A 15,949-nucleotide genomic window follows, 5' to 3' on the forward strand; every position below is an offset into this window, starting at 1 on the left:
CAGTCCACGTCGGTACCGAGCGCACGGCGGTGTCCGCGCGGTGTCGCGCACGCCGGATCACGGAACGGCGCGTGCCGCCGTGACGCACCGGCGCAGAACAGCGTTCAAGCGCGAGGTGCAGGGACGATTCCCAGGCGTGGCAACGACTTAGCGTTCGGTGATCGCCTGGGGTGGGGCCTGCGCGAGCCGGTGTTCCGCTGCTCGATACCGTGATCGCCGCGGTTCGACGGCGCGATCGGCCGCCGGACCGTGCGCGTGGGCCGCGTTTCGTGAGTGCTCGGCGGAGTGGCCACCGCGATTACCGGAATCAATTTTCGAGCGCTCTCGCGTCCGTTTGATCGGTAATTGGGATTTTCACAAGATGGACGCCAGTGCCGCCCCTGGGCGGCGCGCGGCGGGAAGGAGGGCCGGTGGCCCGTACCTACGGTGGCGTCCCGCCGGAGCAGAGACGCGCCGAGCGCCGGGAGCGGTTGCTGACGGCCGCACTGGAGCTGTTCACCTCGACGGGCTTCCGGCAGGCGAAGATCACCCAGTTGTGTACTCGTGCCGGGGTGTCCACGCGGAACTTCTACGAGGAGTTCGGCAGCAAGGAAGAAGTGCTGCGGACCCTGCACGACCGGATCAACTCGCTCGCCCTCACGCACGTCTCCGCCGCGCTGGAGGAGGTCAGGGACGCCGACGCGATGACGCGCATCGCGAAGCTGCTCGACGTCTTCGTCGCCACCGTGACCATCGACCCGCGCATGCCGCGGCTGAACTACGTCGAGGCGGTGGGCGTGAGCCCGGAGCTCGAGGAGCAGCACCAGGTGTGGGTGGACCGCTGGGCCACCTTCATCGAGCTGGAGGCGCGCCGCGCGGCCGAAGCCGGCGTCGCGCCCAACCGCGACTACCGTCTCACCGCGATCGCGCTCGTCGGTGCCGCCACGGGCCTGCTGCGCGAATGGCAGGCGCACGAGCCACCGCTGCCGGTCGAGGACGTCGGCGCCGAGCTGCGGGCGCTGATGCTCGCGGCGATCACGCGGGCCTGACGTCCTCGACCACGGTGCTGGGTCAGGCCGGCTGGGGGTGGGCAGCGGCAGGTCGACCGGCCCCGTGGTGCGGCACAGGTCGTGGCAGGTGCTGTCGAGCGTGCAGCACAGCGAGCAGATCGCCCCGCCCTGCTTGGCGCAGTCGGCGATGTCGGGCAGCTCGTAGGCATCGCAGCACACCGAGCACGTGTGCGTGGCGCGCAGGTCGGCCTCGATGCCGGGGCCGGACACGGTGTTGGGCCGCGCCAGGTAGTACTTCCCCTTCGTCGCCACGGCCAGCGTCGGCACCAGCGCCACGGCGATCACCAGCGCCAGCAGCGGGCTGAACGCCGCGAGCACCGGACCGAACGCGCCGAAGTAGGCCACGATCGACACGGCCGAGGCGACGAGCATCGAGCCGAAGCCCACGGGGTTGACCTTGTGCAGGTACGCGCGCTTGAACTCGATGTATCGCGGCGAGAGGCCCAGCGGTTTCGCGATCACCAGGTCCGCGCACCCGGCGCCGATCCACGCGATGGCGACGTTCGAGTAGAACCCAGGATCTTGTTGAGGAACGCGAACGCGCCGAACTCCATGAGCGCCAGCGCGATCCCGCAGTTGACCAGCACGTACCAGGCGCGGCCGGGGTGCTTGTGCAGCACGCGTGAGAAGAAGTTGGCGAACGACAGCGAGCCCGAGTACGCGTTGGTGGTGTTGATCTTGATCTGCGACACGACCACGACAGGGCCGCGAACGTGAGCGCCACCGGCCCCAGCGCGGGCTTCACCGCCGCCAGGTACGGCGCGATCGGCTCGAGCGCGGCCGCCTTGCCCACCGCGCCGAGCGCGAGGAACGCGAGCAGCGCGCCGCCGATTTGCTTCGCCGCACCGAGAACGACCCAGCCGGGGCCGGCGGCGAGCACGGCGGTCCGCCAAGCCCGCTTGTTCTCCACCGTTTTCTCCGGCATGAACCGCAGGTAGTCGGCTTGCTCGCCGATCTGCCCGATCAACGACAGCGCCACGCCCATGCCGAAGCCGAACCCGACCGCCGAGAACCCGGCGCCCGCGCCCTCAGTGCCGTCGAAGGCGGCGAAGTCGGCGAAGCGGCCCGGCTCGCGCACCAGCACCACCACGAACGGCAGCACCAGGCCCGCGATCCACAGCGGCTGCGTCCACGTCTGCATCTTCGCGACCGCGCCCATGCCGTACGGGGCAAAGGGCAGCACGATCAGCGTCGCGAGCAGGTAGCCGATCGGCAGCGGGATGCCGAGCGCCAGCTCGAAGGCCTGGCCCATGATCGAGCCTTCGAGCGAGAAGAAGATGACCGTGAAGCCGGCGTAGACCAGCGACGTGAGCGTCGACCCGAAGTAGCCGAAGCCGGCTCCGCGGGGTGAGCAGGTCCATGTCCACGCCGTACGTCGCGCAGGCGCGCGCGATGGGGACGCCCGTCACGAAGATCACGACGGCCGCGGCGAGGATGGCCAGCACGCCGGACGTGAAGCCGTAGGAGAGCACGATGCTCACACCAATCGCGAAGTCGGCGAGTAGGCGATGCCGCCGAGCGCGGTGGTCGCGACCACGAGCGGGGACCAGCGGCGGAACGAGTGAGCGGCGAACCGGAGCGAGTAGTCCTCGCGGTTCTCGTTGGCAGCGAGAGCTGGGTACGTCCGCTGCGGCTTCGTGGTGCCTTCGCCGGTTCCGGACAGGGTGTCGGTCACGGGCCTGCCTCCAGACGGTGGGGAGGCCAGACGCTAGGCCGCGCCTTTATCGATCAGGGTTCGCAAGGTAACCCGGGGGTTACGGTTTGGGGTCCTGCGGTTACGGGCCGGTGAGCACCAGAGGGTGGCAGGAGTCACCGTTCGGTGGGTTTCGCCGCAGCTGAGGACCCAATACCGTCGGCGGATACCGATGAGTCGACACCCTCACCAGGGGTACGGAGGTTGGGGCCCATGATGCCGGAGACCGACGAGGTGGCCGACGTAGCCGACGCGGTGGTCCGGCTGCCCGGGATGCGGGTGGCCTACGACGGCGCCCCGTTCGACGAGACGGCGCTCGCGGCCACCTGGACCGAGCAGCTGCAGAACTGGCTGAGCCAGGCGATCTCCGAAGGCGTCGCCGAACCCAACGCGATGGTCCTCGCCACCGCGGACCAGGAGGGCCACCCCTCGTCGCGCACGGTCCTGTGCAAGGGCCTCGACGAGCGCGGCGTGGTCTTCTACACGAACTACACCTCGGCGAAGAGCCACAACCTCACGGCCACGCGGTACGCGTCGGCGACGTTCCCCTGGTACTCCCTGCAGCGGCAGGTGACGGTGCGGGGAGAGGTCGAGAAGGTCGACTCCGCGGAGACGGCTGCGTATTGGGCGCAGCGGCCGCGGGGCTCGCAGCTGGGGGCTTGGGCTTCGCCGCAGTCGCGGATCGTCGACGGCCGGCGAGCCTTGGACAACGCGCTGCGCGGGATCGAGCGGCGATTCGAGGACGTGGAGCGGATTCCGGCGCCACCACATTGGGGTGGGTGGCGGATCCGGCCTGACTTTGTGGAGTTCTGGCAGGGGCGGGAAGACCGGATGCATGATCGGTTGAGGTTCAGGCGGACGGATGATGGGTGGTTGGTGGAGAGGTTGGCTCCCTGATCCCACGCATCTGCGGTTTGGCTGCTTGTCGCGGTGGCCGGTGGGTGGGTGTCTGCTGGGTGCGTTGAGCGGGGTCGCTCGCCTTTTTGGCAGGCACCCCGATCTTTGATTGTGAAGGGCGCGGGGATCGAGGTGCGGGGCCGGGTCTGGGTGCACGGGTGAGTTGGGTGCACTGGTGGCCGTTTGTGGGGTGGGGTTGGCTGCGGGTTGTGGGGTCTACTGCGAGGGCTGCTGATGAATGCGGCATTTCGGGCGGCGGGCGGCGATCAAAATCACCCGCGAGGCGATAGTTAGCGCGGCTAAGATAGTGAGTCGTGAGTTCTCATCCGGGGTCGTCGCGCCCTCGTCGGGGGGCGCGTGGAGTCCTCGGGCGCATCGTGGTCGATACGCGGCCGTTGAAGATTCCGGCGTTCCGGCGGTTGTGGGTGTCGACGGCGGTGACCGCGGTCGGGTCGCAGCTGACGGCCGTGGCGGTGCCGAAGCAGGTGTTCGACCTCACCGGGTCGTCCGGGTATGTGGGGCTGACCGGGGCCGTCGCGCTGGTGCCGCTGCTCGTGTTCGGGTTGTGGGGCGGTGCGATCGCCGATGCGGTCGACCGGCGGAAGCTGCTGCTGGTGACGAACATCGGTGTGGCGGTCTCCTCGGCGCTGCTGTGGTTGCAGGCCTTCGCGGACTTCCGCTCCGTGACGCTGGTGCTGGTGCTGCTGGCGGCCAACCAGGCGTTTTTCGCGATCAACATGCCCACGCGCGGCGCTGTCGTGGCGCGGCTGGTGCCTCCTGAGCTGCTGCCGTCAGCCAACGCGCTGAACACGACGATGTCGACGTTCGGTGCGGTGTTCGGGCCGTTGTTCGGCGGGGCGCTGATCCCCGTGATCGGGCTGTCGACGCTGTACCTCGTCGACGTGTGCGCGTTGATGATCACGCTCATCGCCGTGTGGCGGCTGCCGCCGATCCCGCCACTGAACGGGCCGTCGCGGCGCGCGAGGTTCGGTGACGTCGTCGACGGGTTCCGCTACCTGGCCACGCAGAAGGTGCTGCTGGCGTCGTTCGTCGCCGACATCATCGCCATGGTCGCCGGCATGCCGCGCGCGCTGATCCCGGAGATGGCCGAGCGCACGTTCGGCGACCCGCCGGGCGGTGGTCCGGCGCTGGGCCTGCTCTACGCGGCGCTCCCGGCCGGCGCGATGGTGATCGGCCTGTTCTCCGGCTGGCTGCACCGCGTTTCGCGCCAAGGCGTGGCCGTCGTGGTCTCCATCTGCCTGTGGGGCGCGGCGATCGCGGTGTTCGGGCTCGCGCACTCGCTGTGGCTCGCGGTGATCTTCATGGCGCTGGCCGGCGGCGCCGACATGGTCAGCTCCGTCTACCGCCAGGCCATCCTCCAGACCGCCACCACTGATGAGATGCGCGGCCGCCTCCAAGGCGTGTTCACGGTCGTCGTCGCAGGCGGTCCGCGGCTGGCCGACCTGACGCACGGCTGGGCCGGCGCCGCGTGGGGCACCGAGGCCGCCGCGACGGGCGGTGGGTTGCTGGTGATCGTGCTGGTGCTCGCGGCGATGCTGGTGCTGCCCGCGTTCTGGCGCTACCGCGCGCCCGTGGGAAGGGCCAATCCGGAGCCGGCCGCGGCGAAGGGCGCCGAACCGGTCGCGGGGGACTAGTCCAAACGGCCTAACATGCCGGGCATGCGTGTTTACCCGGTCGCCCTGTTGCTCACCGCCGCCGCGCTCACCGCCTGCTCTTCGGGTGAGCAGCAGGCCGCCCCGCCGAAACCGACTTCCACGAAGCCCGCGCCGCCGGGTTCGACGTGTTCACTGCTGTCGGCCGGCGAGGTCGGCAACGCCATCAAGATCCCCGGCGTCACCTCGAAGGTCGGCCCGAACCAGGAGAACGCCGGCAACGGCGGCAAGGCCACGAGCTGCGAATACCTCGTCGGCGACAAGCAGGCCGGCGCGCTGGCCGTGACCCGCTACGAGGGCCGCCAGGCCGACCCGGCCGCGATGGTCGCGGCCATCAAGAAGGCCAAGCCGGGCGCCGTCGACGTGCCGGGCTTCCCCCATGGGGCCGTGTACTACGTCGACGAGCAGAAGACCGCGACGCTCGCCACGGCCAAGATCGCCAAAGGCGTGCCGGTGCTCGTCAACTACACCGGCCCGGTGAAGATGACCCAGCAGATGATGATTCCGCTGGTCAAAACGGCTGTCACCGCCGTCTGACTTTCGCGCGGCAGCCAGACAAGGCAGACTATTCGCCCATGACGGACGTTAGGGCGGACGGTCCGCAGACGGGTGGACCGGGTCTCCGGCGCGTGATGGGGCCGAAGCTCCTGTTGTTCTTCGTGGTCGGCGACATCATCGGTACGGGGATCTACGCGCTGACCGGCCAGGTCGCCGGCCGGGTCGGCGGTGCCTTGTGGCTGCCGTTCCTGCTGGCGTTCGTGGTCGCGTTCATGACCGCGTTCAGCTACCTGGAGCTGGTCGGCAAGTACCCGCGAGCCGCGGGGGCCGCGCTGTACACCAACAAGGCGTTCGGGGTGCCGTTCCTGACGTTCATGGTCGCGTTCGCGGTGATGTGCTCCGGCATCACGTCGGCGTCGTCGGCCGCGGTCGCGTTCGGCGCGACGTACCTGGCGGCGTTCGTCAAGCTGCCGATGGTGCTGGTCGGGATCGTGTTCGTGATCGCGCTGGGACTCATCAACTTCCGCGGCGTGGGCGAATCGGTGAAGGCCAACGCGGTGCTCACCTGCATCGAACTGTCCGGCCTGCTGATCATCATCGGCGTCGGGGTGTGGGCCGTGATCAACGGCGCCGGCGAGCCGTCCCGGCTGGTCGAGATCAACACCGCCGACAAGACGTGGCTGGTGGCCATCACATCGGCGACCTCGCTGGCCTTCTTCGCCATGGTCGGCTTCGAGGACTCCGTGAACATGGCCGAGGAATGCCACGACCCGGTGCGCATCTTCCCGAAGGCCATGCTCTGGGGCATGGTCGTCGCCGCGACGATCTACGTGCTGGTCTCCATCACGTCCTCGCTGCTCGTCCCGGCCGACGACCTGGCCGCGGCCAAGAGCAGCGCGCTGCTCACCGTGCTCGACGTCGGCGCTCCCGGCTTCCCACGCGAAGTCTTCTCGGCCATCGGCCTGTTTGCGGTCATCAACTCGGCGTTGATCAACATGCTCATGGCCAGCCGCCTGCTCTACGGCCTGGCCAACGAACGCGTGCTGCCGTCGGCCTTCGGCCGCGTCCACCCGACGCGGCGCACGCCGTGGGTGTCGATCATCTTCACGAGCGCGATCGCGATCCTCCTGGTGTCGTTCGTGGATATCAGTGCGCTCGGCGGGACCACGGCGCTCCTGTTGCTGGTGGTATTCGCCATCGTCAACATCGCCCTGCTCGTGCTGCGCAAGGACAAGGTCGAGCACAAGCACTTCCGCGCGCCCACGGCGATCCCCGTGCTGGCCGCGATCTTCTGCCTCTACCTCGTGAGCCCGCTGTCGGGCCGGCCGGCGAGCGACTACACCGTGGGTGCCGTCCTGCTGGGTGTGGGCGTGATCCTGTGGTTCGTGAACTGGCTGGTCAAACGTGGCCTGGATCGCCGGGATCTCAAGCGCGAGCAGGTCGGCTGAGGCGTTCGAAATCGGTGCGGTCGTGGGCGGCGAAGATCGTCACGTCGCTCGTGCGCCGCAGCTCGCGCAGCCGCTGCTGGTTCTCCAGCCGGGGCTCGGGCAATGTCTGGACCAGACGTTCGAACAAGGCGAGCCCTGCCGGAATGTGGGCCGGTTCGTCGATTTCGGAGTGGAAGAAGTAGGCGTCGCCGGCGTTGAGGAGCCAGCCGGTGTCGGTGTCGACGGCGACGCCGGCGTGGCCGGGGGTGTGGCCGGCCAGGGGGATCAGCGCGACGCCGGGGACGATTTCCTTGACGGCGGAGAAGCCGAACCAGTCGTCGCCGGCGTCCTCGTAGGGAGTCCACTGTGGACCGTGGGCGAACTGGACCTTGCGGTACCGCTTGTTCCCGGCGTGGTAGGCCGCGAGTTCGGCCGCGTAGACGTGCACACGCGCCTGCGGGAAGTCGACGAGGCCACCCGCGTGGTCGAGGTCGAGGTGGGTCAGCACGACGTCGCGCACGTCCGCCGGGTCGAAGCCGAGGGCGCGGATCTGGTTCACGGCCGTTTCCTCGGCGCGCGACACGGGCTTCGACAGGGTGAGGAACCGGCGGCCCAGCCAGCGTTCCGGGTCGGCGACGGCGGGCGTGCCCAGGCCCGTCTCGATCAGCACGAGCCCGGTGCCGGTCTCGAGCAGCAGGCAGTGGCACACGAGCGTGGCGTGCCGGAACAGCCCGGGTCGGCCGTCGACGAGCCGGCCGCCGATCGGCGTCATGGTGCCGCAGTTCAGGTGGTGCACGCGCATCAGGCGAACTCCCTCTCGACGGTGGTGTGCAAGTGGGCGGCGATGTCGCGCAGGGGCGTGACGTCGCGGCGGGTCTTGGCGAACAGCAGCGCGCCCTCGATCGCCGCGAGCACCACCGTCGCCAGGGAACCGGCGCGTTCGGCGGGCAGGCCTTCGCACGTGAAGTACCCGGCCAACCGCGTGTGCCAGCCGGCGTAACCGTCCTGGCAGGCCTCGCGGATCGGTTCGCTCTCCGCGGCGGCCTCCAGCGCGACTGTCGCAAGTGGACACCCGCGCCGGAAGCCGGACTCGGTGAGCGAGGCGGCGAGGGTGTCGGTCACCGCGTCGATCGCCGACGCCGGGTCCGGCGCGGCGGCGATCACGGTGGCCAGCACGTCGGCCACTCGTTCGCTCGACAGCCGCACGGCCTCGGCCGCCAGCTGTTCCTTGCCGCCGGGGAAGTGGAAGTACAGCGAGCCCTTCGGGGCCCCGCCCGCGGCGACGAGCTGCGTGAGGCCGGTGGCGTGGTAGCCCTGCGCCTGGAACAGCTCGGCGGCGGTGTCGAGCATGCGACGACGGGAGTCAGTGCGGCGGACCATGCGGCTCACCGTAGCTCGAACTATGACGACCGGTCTAGTTAGTTTGACCGGCCGCATCCACGTGGTGTCCGCCGGTAATGTCTGCGGCATGGCCAACCCCACCGGAGAGCAGTTCGAAATCACCCGCGGCAACGCGCGCGCCATCGTCACCGAGATCGGTGCCGGTCTGCGTGCGTTCGAGGTCGGCGGTGTGCCCTACGTCGAGGAGTTCGCGGCCGACGAGAAGCCGCCGAAGGGCCTCGGCCAGGTGCTGCTTCCGTGGCCGAACCGCACGAAAGGCGGACAGTGGGAGTTCCAGGGCGAGATGCAGCAGCTGGAGATCACGGAGGCCGCGCGCGGCAACGCGATCCACGGCCTCACCCGCCACAAGGAGTGGGAGCTGCTGGAGCACGCCGAGTCGTCGATCACGCTCGCGGTCGACGTCGAGGTGCAGCCGGGCTGGCCGGTGCCGTTGCGCGCCACCATCACCTACGAACTGCAGCCGCGCGAGCTCACGATCACGCACGAGATCCGCAACGAGGGTGAGCAGCCCGTCGGCGTCGGCGTGGGCACGCACCCGTACTTCCGCATCGGCGACGTGCCGACGGACGAGCTGACGCTCACACTGCCGGCTTCACGCGTGCGGCCGTACGTCGGTGACCAGCAGATGCCGTACGCGGACGAGCAGGATGTCGCGGGTACCGAGTACGACTTCCGCGACGGCCGGGTGCTCGCGGGCGTCGACCTCGACACGGCCTTCGGCTCCCTATCCCTCGCCGACGACGGCACGCACCACCACGTGCTCTCCCACGAGGACCAGCAGCTGGTGGTCTGGACCGGTCCCGACTTCCGCTGGGTGCAGGTGTTCACGCCCGACGACCTGACCGGCCGCGGCCGCGCCGTCGCGTTGGAACCGATGACCTGCCCGGCCGACGCGCTCAACACCGGCACCGACCTGATCGAACTGGAGCCCGCGACGTCGTGGACCGGTAGCTGGGGCATCCGCGTCCTGTGACCGTGTCGCCCGAGCTGCTGACCGAGGCCGACGCCGGTGAGCTGCTCACGCTGCAGCGCGCCGCGTACCTCAGCGAGGCCCGCGCGCACGACAACTTCGAGCTCCCGCCGCTGGTGGAGCCGTTGGAGAGCGTGCGCTCGGCGCTCGCCGACCCGTCGCTGCCGGTGTGGGGTCTGCGCGCCGGCTCGCGGCTGATCGCGACGGTGCGGGTCCGGGTGAACGGCGACGTCGGCGAGGTCGGCCGGCTGGCCGTGGCGCCGGACCGGCAGGGCGAGGGGCTCGGCACCGCGTTGCTGCTCGCGGCGGAGGAGCTGGCCCCCGCGGAGGTCACGCGGTTCCGGCTGTTCACCGGCGAGCGCTCCGCCGGGCCGCTGCGGCTGTACGCGAAGCTGGGCTACCGCGAGACCCACCGCAGCTCCGAGGCAAACTACCAGCTCATCCACCTGGAGAAACCCCGCGAGCGCGCACCCGCGGCAATTCGTTAGCGTGTCAAACTATGGCTTCTAAGGCGATTGTGGGGGGCTACGTCGTCCCCGTCGGTGCGGCTCCCATCGAGGACGGCACCGTGCTCATCGAGGACGGCCGGATCGTCCAGGTCGGCGCCGCCGCCGACGTGGACGTGCCGGAGGACGCCGAGCTCGTCGACGCGTCCGGCAGCTGGGTCCTGCCGGGCTTCATCGACGCGCACGCGCACCTCGGCGTCCACGAGGACGGTGAAGGCTGGGCCGGCAACGACACCAACGAGATGACCGACCCGAACGGCGCCCGCTTCCGCGCCGTCGACGGCATCGACCCGTACGAGCCGGGCTTCGACGACGCGCTGGCCGGCGGTGTCACGAGCGTGGTGATCAAGCCGGGGTCGGGCAACCCGATCGGCGGCCAGACCATCGGCGTGAAGACGTGGGGCCGCAGCATCCTGGACATGACGTTCGCCGAGCAGGTGAGCGTGAAAAGCGCCCTGGGCGAGAACCCGAAGCGCGTGTACGGCGACAAGAAGCAGACGCCGTCGACCCGCCTCGGCGTGGCCGCGATCCTGCGCGAGGCGTTCACCAAGGCCCGCAACTACCAGGCCAAGCGCGAGCACGCCCTCGCGGAAGGCAAGCCGCACGAGGTCGACCTGACGCACGAGACGCTGTCGAAGGTCCTGGACGGTGAGCTGTACTGGGACCAGCACGTGCACCGCGCCGACGACATGGTCACGGCCATCCGGCTGGCCGACGAGTTCGGCTACAAGCTCGTGATCAACCACGGCACCGAGGGCCACCTCATCGCCGACCTGCTGGCCGAGCGCGGCGTGCCCGTCATCCTGGGCCCCCTGTTCACCACGAAGTCCAAGGTCGAGCTGCGCAACCGCTCCCTGCGCTCGGCCGGAATCCTGGCCCGTGCGGGCGTGAAGATCGCCATCACCACCGACCACCCCGTGGTCCCGATCAACTTCCTCGTCTACCAAGCGGCCCTCGCCGTGAAGGACGGCCTGGACCCCGAGACGGCGCTGCGCTCGCTCACCGTGCACCCGGCCGAGATGCTCGGCCTCGACGACCGCATCGGCTCACTGGCGCCCGGCCTGGACGCCGACGTGGTCCTCTGGTCGGGCGACCCGCTGGACGTCATGAACCGCGCCCTGCGCGTCTTCGTCCGGGGTCGCGAGGTCTACCACTACGACGAGTCCACCGGCGAAGGCGTCGCGGCGGACCGCCGGTACCGCGAAACCCGCTGACCTGCGCCACCGCTGGGGGGCGCCGAGGGTTCGGTGCCCCCCAGCGGTGAGCGCGGTGAGGTCGACGATCCGGTAGGACGGGATGCCGGCGTCGGCGTACTCGTCGTGCTTGGTCACGTGGTCGGTGCGTTTTAGCCGGGCTCGATCTCGCCGACCACGCTACGTGACCGTTGGCTGAAGATCCGCTACCAGGCGTCAGGCCGCCTTCAACGCCCGCGCGATCACCATCCGCTGGATCTGGTTCGTCCCCTCGAAGATCTGCGGGACCTTCGCCTCGCGCATGTAGCGCTCGACTGGGAAGTCGCGCGTGTAGCCGGCGCCGCCGAGGACCTGGACGGCGTCGGTGGTCACCTTCATGGCGCCGTCGGTGGCGACGAGTTTCGCGATGGACGACTGGCGCTGGAAGTCGAGGCCGCGGTCGCGGCGCCGGGCGGCGTCGAGGTAGGTCGCGCGGGCGGATTCGACCGTGGCGGCCATGTCTGCGAGCAGGAACTCCAGGCCCTGGAACTCGATGATGGGCTTGCCGAACTGGGTACGGCCCTTGGCGTAGGCCACGGCCTCGTCCAGCGCGGCCTGCGCCAGGCCCACGGCGCAGGCGGCGATGCCGAGGCGGCCGGAGCTCAGGGACGACAGCGCGATCTTCAGGCCGGAACCCTCGTCACCGATCCGGCGGGAAACCGGCACCCGGGCGTGGTCGAAGATCATCTGGGCCGTCGGGGAGCCCGTGAGGCCCATCTTGCGTTCGCGGGCCGCGGCCGAGAGGCCGGGAGTCGACGAGTCGACGAGCAGGCACGAGATGCCGTGGCCGCCGTCGTCGCTCGTGCGGACCATGGTGGTGTAGAAGTCGGCGACACCGGCGTGGGTGATCCAGGCCTTGGTGCCGTTGACCACGTAGTCGTCGCCGTCGCGGCGGGCGCGGGTCGACAAAGCGGCCGCGTCGGAGCCGGCCTGCGTCTCTGACAGGGCGTACGCGCCCAGCAGCGAGCCGCCGAGCATGTCCGGCAGCCACTGCTCGCGCTGCTCGTCGGTGCCGTAGTGGGCCAGCGCGTAGCAGGACATCGTGTGCACCGACAACCCCACGCCGACCGTCATCCACGCGGCGGCGACCTCCTCCAGCGCCTGCAGATACACCTCGTACGGCAGGTCGGCGCCACCCCAGCGCTCGGCGTACGGCAGCCCCAGCAGCCCGGACTTGCCCAGCAGTGTGAACGCGTCGCGCGGGAACTGCTCGGCCTCCTCGGCCGCCGCGGCGCGGGGCTTCAACTCGTCGCGTGCGATCTCCCTGACCCGAGCAAGCAGGTCCTCGGCCTCGGGGGTGGGCAGCAAACGGTCCGCCGGCATGGCTCCTCCAGTGCGGGAGTACTGAAAACAGTACTGTGGGCCGTTTCAGAGTACCGTACGGAGGTGGGAGCTGTCCTGACTTGATGAGGGATAGTGACGCGATCAGGAAAGCTGGTGGCCCCCGATGGCAGTACAGTCCGAACCCGAAGGCCGCCGTCGTCCGACGGCGCGGCAGCAGGCGTTGCTCGCCGAGCTCGAGACGCTGTTCCTCGCGGAGGGTTTCGCCGGCTTCACGCTCGACGACCTGGCCGCACGCCTGCGCTGCTCCAAATCGACCCTCTACGCGCTCGCCCCCAGCAAGGAGCAGCTCGCGGTGAAGGTCGTCGCCCACTTCTTCAGGGGCGCCGCGAAGCGCATCGAGACCCGCATCGAGGGCATCGACGACGCGCGCAAGCTGATCGGGGAGTACCTCGCCGGCGTCTCGGAGCACCTGAACCGCGCGTCGCCCGCGTTCATGACCGACATCGCGCAGTTCGAGCCGGCGCGCGACAGCTACCAGCTCAACAGCCGTGCCGCCGCCCGCCGCATCCGCGCGTTCATCGACAAGGGGGTGGCCGACGGCGTGTTCCGCGACGTGCACGCCCGCCTCGTCGCCGAGATGACGGGTCTGATCGTCGAGGGCATCCAGACCGGCGTGCTCGGGCGCCGCACCGACGTGTCCGACGCGGAGGCGTTCACCGCGCTCGGTGAGCTCCTCCTCGGTGGGTTGACCAAGGACTGAGGACAGGATTTGTCAAGAACAGGTCCTCTACACTCGCGCTCGTGATCGTGGTGGGTGGAGAGGCGCTGGTCGACCTCGTACCGGGTGAACCGTTGGGCTCCAATGTAGACGGTGGGCTGCGTGCTCTGCTGCCACGGTTGGGTGGCGGGCCCTACAACGTCGCGCTCGCCGCCGCGCGGCTCGGTGTGCCGGCGTCGTTCCTGTCCCGCGTGTCCACCGACCGGTTCGGCGCTGCGCTCGTCGACCGGCTCGTCGACTCCGGCGTGGACACCTCGCTGCTCCAGCGCGGCGACGAGCCGACCACGCTCGCCGTGGTGGCACTGGACCAAACGGGTGCCGCTCGTTACACCTTCTACGTCGAGGGCACGGCCGACCGGCTCGTGACCGACCCGGGCACGCTGCCCGACGGCGTCACCGCGCTTTCGCTCGGCACGCTCGGCCTGGTGCTGGAGCCCGGCGCCAGCGCGTACGAAGCGGTGCTGCGCCGCGAGGCCGCGCGCGGCACCCTCACCGCGCTCGACCCGAACATCCGCGAGGCGCTCATCGCCGACCCGGCCGCCTACCGCGCACGGTTCGCGTCGTGGCTTCCCGATGTCCGGTTGCTGAAGATCTCCGACGACGACGCGGCGTGGCTCACTGAAGGAGCCGATCCGGTGGCAGCCGCGAAGACGTGGGTCGAGTCCGGTGTGGACGCGGTCGTCCTCACGCGCGGCGCCGAAGGCCTGTCCGTGATCACCGCCGCAGGTGAGCTGGCCCACGTGCCTTCGCGCCGGGTACCGGTGGTCGACACGATCGGGGCGGGCGACACCGTGCAGGGCTCGCTGCTGGCGTGGCTCCACGCCCGCGAGGTCCGTGACCTGGCCGCTCTCGACGCCGACGCGTGGCGCGAGGCGCTCGGCTACGCCGCCAAAGCGGCCTCGATCACCGTCTCCCGCAGCGGCGCGGAGCCGCCGACGGCGCGGGAAATGGCTTCCACCGTGTGAACCTGGTCCCAAAGGGGCTATTGAGGGCAACGCAGCGGCTGCGCGCACACCCTTATTTCGACTAGCGTAGGGGGGAATTCATACCCCAGCGGGGCGGTGTGCAGCGAGGCGCGTGTTTCCTCGCGTGAACACGTGGCTACCTGTGAAACGTACAGGCGCCGCCGGCCCGTGCCAACGTGAGAGGGACCTGCATGTCCGACGCGACGAATGCGGGGCAGTCCGGCGGCGAAACCGCGACGCTGCGCCTGCCGAGTGGCGAGCACGAATTCAAGGTCGTACACCCGGTGGAGGGTGCACCCGGGATCGAGCTGGGGAAGCTGCTCGCGCAGACGGGGTACATCACTTACGACCCCGGGTTCGTGAACACCGGTGCCGCGTCGTCGGCCATCACCTACATCGACGGTGATGCGGGCATCCTGCGCTACCGCGGGTACCCGATCGAGCAGCTCGCCGAGAAGTCCAGCTTCATCGAGGTGTCCTACCTGCTCATCTACGGTGAGCTGCCCACCGAGGCCCAGCTCGCCGACTTCACCGAGAAGATCCAGCGGCACACCCTGCTGCACGAGGACCTCAAGGCGTTCTTCTCGGGCTTCCCGCGCGACGCGCACCCGATGCCCGTGCTCTCGAGCGCGGTCTCGGCGCTGTCGACCTTTTACCAGGACTCGCTGAACCCGTTCGACGAGCCCAACGTGGAGCTGTCCACCATCCGCCTGCTCGCGAAGGTGCCGACCCTGGCTGCCTACGCGTACAAGAAGTCCGTGGGCCAGCCGCTGCTGTACCCGGACAACTCGCTGGGCCTGGTGGAGAACTTCCTGCGGATGACCTTCGGCTTCCCCGCGGAGCCGTACGAGGTGGACCCCGCCGTCGCCAAGGCCCTCGACCTGCTGTTCATCCTGCACGCCGACCACGAGCAGAACTGCTCGACGTCGACGGTGCGCCTGGTCGGCTCGTCGGAGGCGAACCTGTTCGCCAGCATCTCGGCGGGCATCAACGCCCTGTTCGGCCCGCTCCACGGCGGTGCCAACGCAGCTGTTCTCGACATGCTCGAGGGCATTCGCGACGAGGGCGGCGATGTCGCCACGTTCGTGAACCGCGTGAAGAACAAGGAAAAGGGTGTCAAGCTCATGGGCTTCGGGCACCGGGTCTACAAGAACTACGACCCGCGCGCGAAGATCATCAAGAACACCGCCGACGAGATCCTCGGCAAGATCGCGGGTGGCGACCAGCTGCTCGACATCGCCAAGAAACTCGAGGAGACGGCGCTCTCCGACGACTACTTCGTCGAGCGCAAGCTGTACCCGAACGTGGACTTCTACACCGGTCTCATCTACCGGGCGCTCGGGTTCCCGACGAAGTTCTTCACCGTGCTGTTCGCGCTCGGCCGGCTCCCCGGCTGGATCGCGCACTGGCGCGAGATGATCAACGACCCGCAGACCAAGATCGGGCGCCCGCGCCAGATCTACACCGGTCACGCGTCGCGCGACTACAAGTCGATCTCGGAGCGCTGAGTCCCGCTTCCGAACTGCTCTGAACGCCCCGCCGTGCAGCCGCACGGCGGGGCGTTTAGCGTTGGCGG

17 protein-coding genes are annotated in these 15,949 nt (G+C 69.5%); 12 read left to right on the forward strand and 5 right to left on the reverse strand.

Annotated features, from left to right (window positions below):
• Nucleotides 1–410 precede the first annotated feature (410 nt).
• A complete protein-coding gene (locus tag AB0F91_RS01005) occupies nucleotides 411–1,028 on the forward strand; it encodes a TetR/AcrR family transcriptional regulator (RefSeq protein ID WP_360593640.1) in 618 nt (205 codons plus the stop codon).
• Between the two features lie 479 nt (nucleotides 1,029–1,507).
• Here AB0F91_RS01005 and AB0F91_RS01010 read toward each other — a convergent pair whose 3' ends face one another.
• Complete coding sequence (locus tag AB0F91_RS01010) at nucleotides 1,508–1,741, reverse strand: hypothetical protein (protein ID WP_360593642.1); 234 nt, start codon at nucleotides 1,739–1,741, stop codon at nucleotides 1,508–1,510.
• A 251-nt stretch (nucleotides 1,742–1,992) separates the two neighbouring features.
• Here AB0F91_RS01010 and AB0F91_RS01015 point away from each other — a divergent pair, with 251 nt between their 5' ends.
• The gene (locus tag AB0F91_RS01015) at nucleotides 1,993–2,400 is read left to right on the forward strand and encodes a hypothetical protein (RefSeq protein WP_360593643.1); all 408 of its coding nucleotides are present in this window, start codon (nucleotides 1,993–1,995) and stop codon (nucleotides 2,398–2,400) included.
• Nucleotides 2,401–2,526: 126 nt separating this feature from the next.
• On the opposite strand, the gene AB0F91_RS01020 is transcribed toward AB0F91_RS01015, so the two are convergent.
• Entirely contained in the window at nucleotides 2,527–2,724 is a 198-nt protein-coding gene (locus AB0F91_RS01020) for a hypothetical protein (protein WP_360593645.1), read from the reverse strand.
• A 231-nt stretch (nucleotides 2,725–2,955) separates the two neighbouring features.
• Here AB0F91_RS01020 and pdxH point away from each other — a divergent pair, with 231 nt between their 5' ends.
• From pdxH to AB0F91_RS01040, 4 genes are all read left to right on the forward strand, one after another.
• Entirely contained in the window at nucleotides 2,956–3,639 is a 684-nt protein-coding gene (gene pdxH / locus AB0F91_RS01025; protein ID WP_360593647.1) for a pyridoxamine 5'-phosphate oxidase, read from the forward strand.
• 374 nt (nucleotides 3,640–4,013) lie between these two features.
• The gene (locus tag AB0F91_RS01030; protein WP_360595092.1) at nucleotides 4,014–5,294 is read left to right on the forward strand and encodes an MFS transporter; all 1,281 of its coding nucleotides are present in this window, start codon (nucleotides 4,014–4,016) and stop codon (nucleotides 5,292–5,294) included.
• A gap of 24 nt (nucleotides 5,295–5,318) precedes the next feature.
• Nucleotides 5,319–5,849: a hypothetical protein gene (locus AB0F91_RS01035; protein WP_360593648.1), complete on the forward strand. Its 531-nt coding sequence runs from the start codon at nucleotides 5,319–5,321 to the stop codon at nucleotides 5,847–5,849.
• Between the two features lie 38 nt (nucleotides 5,850–5,887).
• Nucleotides 5,888–7,258 carry an APC family permease gene (locus AB0F91_RS01040; protein WP_360593650.1) on the forward strand — a complete coding sequence of 457 codons (1,371 nt, stop codon included), beginning with the start codon at nucleotides 5,888–5,890 and terminating at the stop codon, nucleotides 7,256–7,258.
• On the opposite strand, the gene AB0F91_RS01045 is transcribed toward AB0F91_RS01040, so the two are convergent.
• Together AB0F91_RS01045 and AB0F91_RS01050 are read right to left on the reverse strand one after the other, a co-directional pair.
• A complete protein-coding gene (locus tag AB0F91_RS01045) occupies nucleotides 7,236–8,039 on the reverse strand; it encodes an MBL fold metallo-hydrolase (RefSeq protein ID WP_360593652.1) in 804 nt (267 codons plus the stop codon). The genes AB0F91_RS01040 and AB0F91_RS01045 overlap by 23 nt on opposite strands.
• Nucleotides 8,039–8,617: a TetR/AcrR family transcriptional regulator gene (locus tag AB0F91_RS01050; RefSeq protein WP_360593654.1), complete on the reverse strand. Its 579-nt coding sequence runs from the start codon at nucleotides 8,615–8,617 to the stop codon at nucleotides 8,039–8,041. The genes AB0F91_RS01045 and AB0F91_RS01050 overlap by 1 nt, the downstream gene beginning before the upstream one ends.
• A gap of 88 nt (nucleotides 8,618–8,705) precedes the next feature.
• Between AB0F91_RS01050 and AB0F91_RS01055 the strand changes: the two genes are divergently transcribed.
• Genes AB0F91_RS01055 through AB0F91_RS01065 form a run of 3 tightly spaced genes read left to right on the forward strand, consistent with a single transcriptional unit; the run spans nucleotide 8,706 to nucleotide 11,328 of the window.
• A complete protein-coding gene (locus AB0F91_RS01055; protein WP_360593656.1) occupies nucleotides 8,706–9,611 on the forward strand; it encodes an aldose 1-epimerase family protein in 906 nt (301 codons plus the stop codon).
• Entirely contained in the window at nucleotides 9,590–10,096 is a 507-nt protein-coding gene (locus AB0F91_RS01060; protein ID WP_360595094.1) for a GNAT family N-acetyltransferase, read from the forward strand. Before AB0F91_RS01055 ends, AB0F91_RS01060 begins: the two co-directional genes overlap by 22 nt.
• An 11-nt stretch (nucleotides 10,097–10,107) precedes the next feature.
• Nucleotides 10,108–11,328: an amidohydrolase gene (locus tag AB0F91_RS01065; RefSeq protein ID WP_360593658.1), complete on the forward strand. Its 1,221-nt coding sequence runs from the start codon at nucleotides 10,108–10,110 to the stop codon at nucleotides 11,326–11,328.
• A 195-nt stretch (nucleotides 11,329–11,523) separates the two neighbouring features.
• On the opposite strand, the gene AB0F91_RS01070 is transcribed toward AB0F91_RS01065, so the two are convergent.
• The gene (locus AB0F91_RS01070; protein ID WP_360593660.1) at nucleotides 11,524–12,669 is read right to left on the reverse strand and encodes an acyl-CoA dehydrogenase family protein; all 1,146 of its coding nucleotides are present in this window, start codon (nucleotides 12,667–12,669) and stop codon (nucleotides 11,524–11,526) included.
• A gap of 124 nt (nucleotides 12,670–12,793) precedes the next feature.
• On the opposite strand from AB0F91_RS01070, the gene AB0F91_RS01075 reads away from it, so the two are divergent.
• The 3 genes from AB0F91_RS01075 to AB0F91_RS01085 all read left to right on the forward strand — a co-directional run bounded on the left by AB0F91_RS01075 (nucleotide 12,794) and on the right by AB0F91_RS01085 (nucleotide 15,881).
• On the forward strand, nucleotides 12,794–13,390 hold the full coding sequence (locus tag AB0F91_RS01075) for a TetR/AcrR family transcriptional regulator (protein ID WP_360593662.1): 597 nt from the start codon (nucleotides 12,794–12,796) through the stop codon (nucleotides 13,388–13,390).
• A 41-nt stretch (nucleotides 13,391–13,431) separates the two neighbouring features.
• Nucleotides 13,432–14,373: a carbohydrate kinase gene (locus AB0F91_RS01080; RefSeq protein ID WP_360593664.1), complete on the forward strand. Its 942-nt coding sequence runs from the start codon at nucleotides 13,432–13,434 to the stop codon at nucleotides 14,371–14,373.
• A 191-nt stretch (nucleotides 14,374–14,564) separates the two neighbouring features.
• Nucleotides 14,565–15,881 (forward strand): citrate synthase, encoded by a 1,317-nt coding sequence (locus AB0F91_RS01085; protein WP_360593666.1) that lies wholly within the window; start codon nucleotides 14,565–14,567, stop codon nucleotides 15,879–15,881.
• Nucleotides 15,882–15,949 lie beyond the last annotated feature (68 nt).

Source organism: Amycolatopsis sp. NPDC023774 (assembly GCF_040639695.1).
Classification (GTDB): domain Bacteria; phylum Actinomycetota; class Actinomycetes; order Mycobacteriales; family Pseudonocardiaceae; genus Amycolatopsis.

Bases quoted from the DNA above. Each gene is read 5' to 3' on its own strand.
- AB0F91_RS01055 (WP_360593656.1), top strand. From the start codon at position 8,706: ATGGCCAACCCCACCGGAGAGCAGTTCGAAATCACCCGCGGCAACGCG.
- AB0F91_RS01085 (WP_360593666.1), top strand. From the start codon at position 14,565: ATGTCCGACGCGACGAATGCGGGGCAGTCCGGCGGCGAAACCGCGACG.
- AB0F91_RS01065 (WP_360593658.1), top strand. From the start codon at position 10,108: ATGGCTTCTAAGGCGATTGTGGGGGGCTACGTCGTCCCCGTCGGTGCG.
- AB0F91_RS01045 (WP_360593652.1), bottom strand. From the start codon at position 8,039: ATGCGCGTGCACCACCTGAACTGCGGCACCATGACGCCGATCGGCGGC.
- AB0F91_RS01070 (WP_360593660.1), bottom strand. From the start codon at position 12,669: ATGCCGGCGGACCGTTTGCTGCCCACCCCCGAGGCCGAGGACCTGCTT.
- AB0F91_RS01035 (WP_360593648.1), top strand. From the start codon at position 5,319: ATGCGTGTTTACCCGGTCGCCCTGTTGCTCACCGCCGCCGCGCTCACC.
- AB0F91_RS01040 (WP_360593650.1), top strand. From the start codon at position 5,888: ATGACGGACGTTAGGGCGGACGGTCCGCAGACGGGTGGACCGGGTCTC.
- AB0F91_RS01050 (WP_360593654.1), bottom strand. From the start codon at position 8,617: ATGGTCCGCCGCACTGACTCCCGTCGTCGCATGCTCGACACCGCCGCC.
- pdxH (WP_360593647.1), top strand. From the start codon at position 2,956: ATGATGCCGGAGACCGACGAGGTGGCCGACGTAGCCGACGCGGTGGTC.
- AB0F91_RS01075 (WP_360593662.1), top strand. From the start codon at position 12,794: ATGGCAGTACAGTCCGAACCCGAAGGCCGCCGTCGTCCGACGGCGCGG.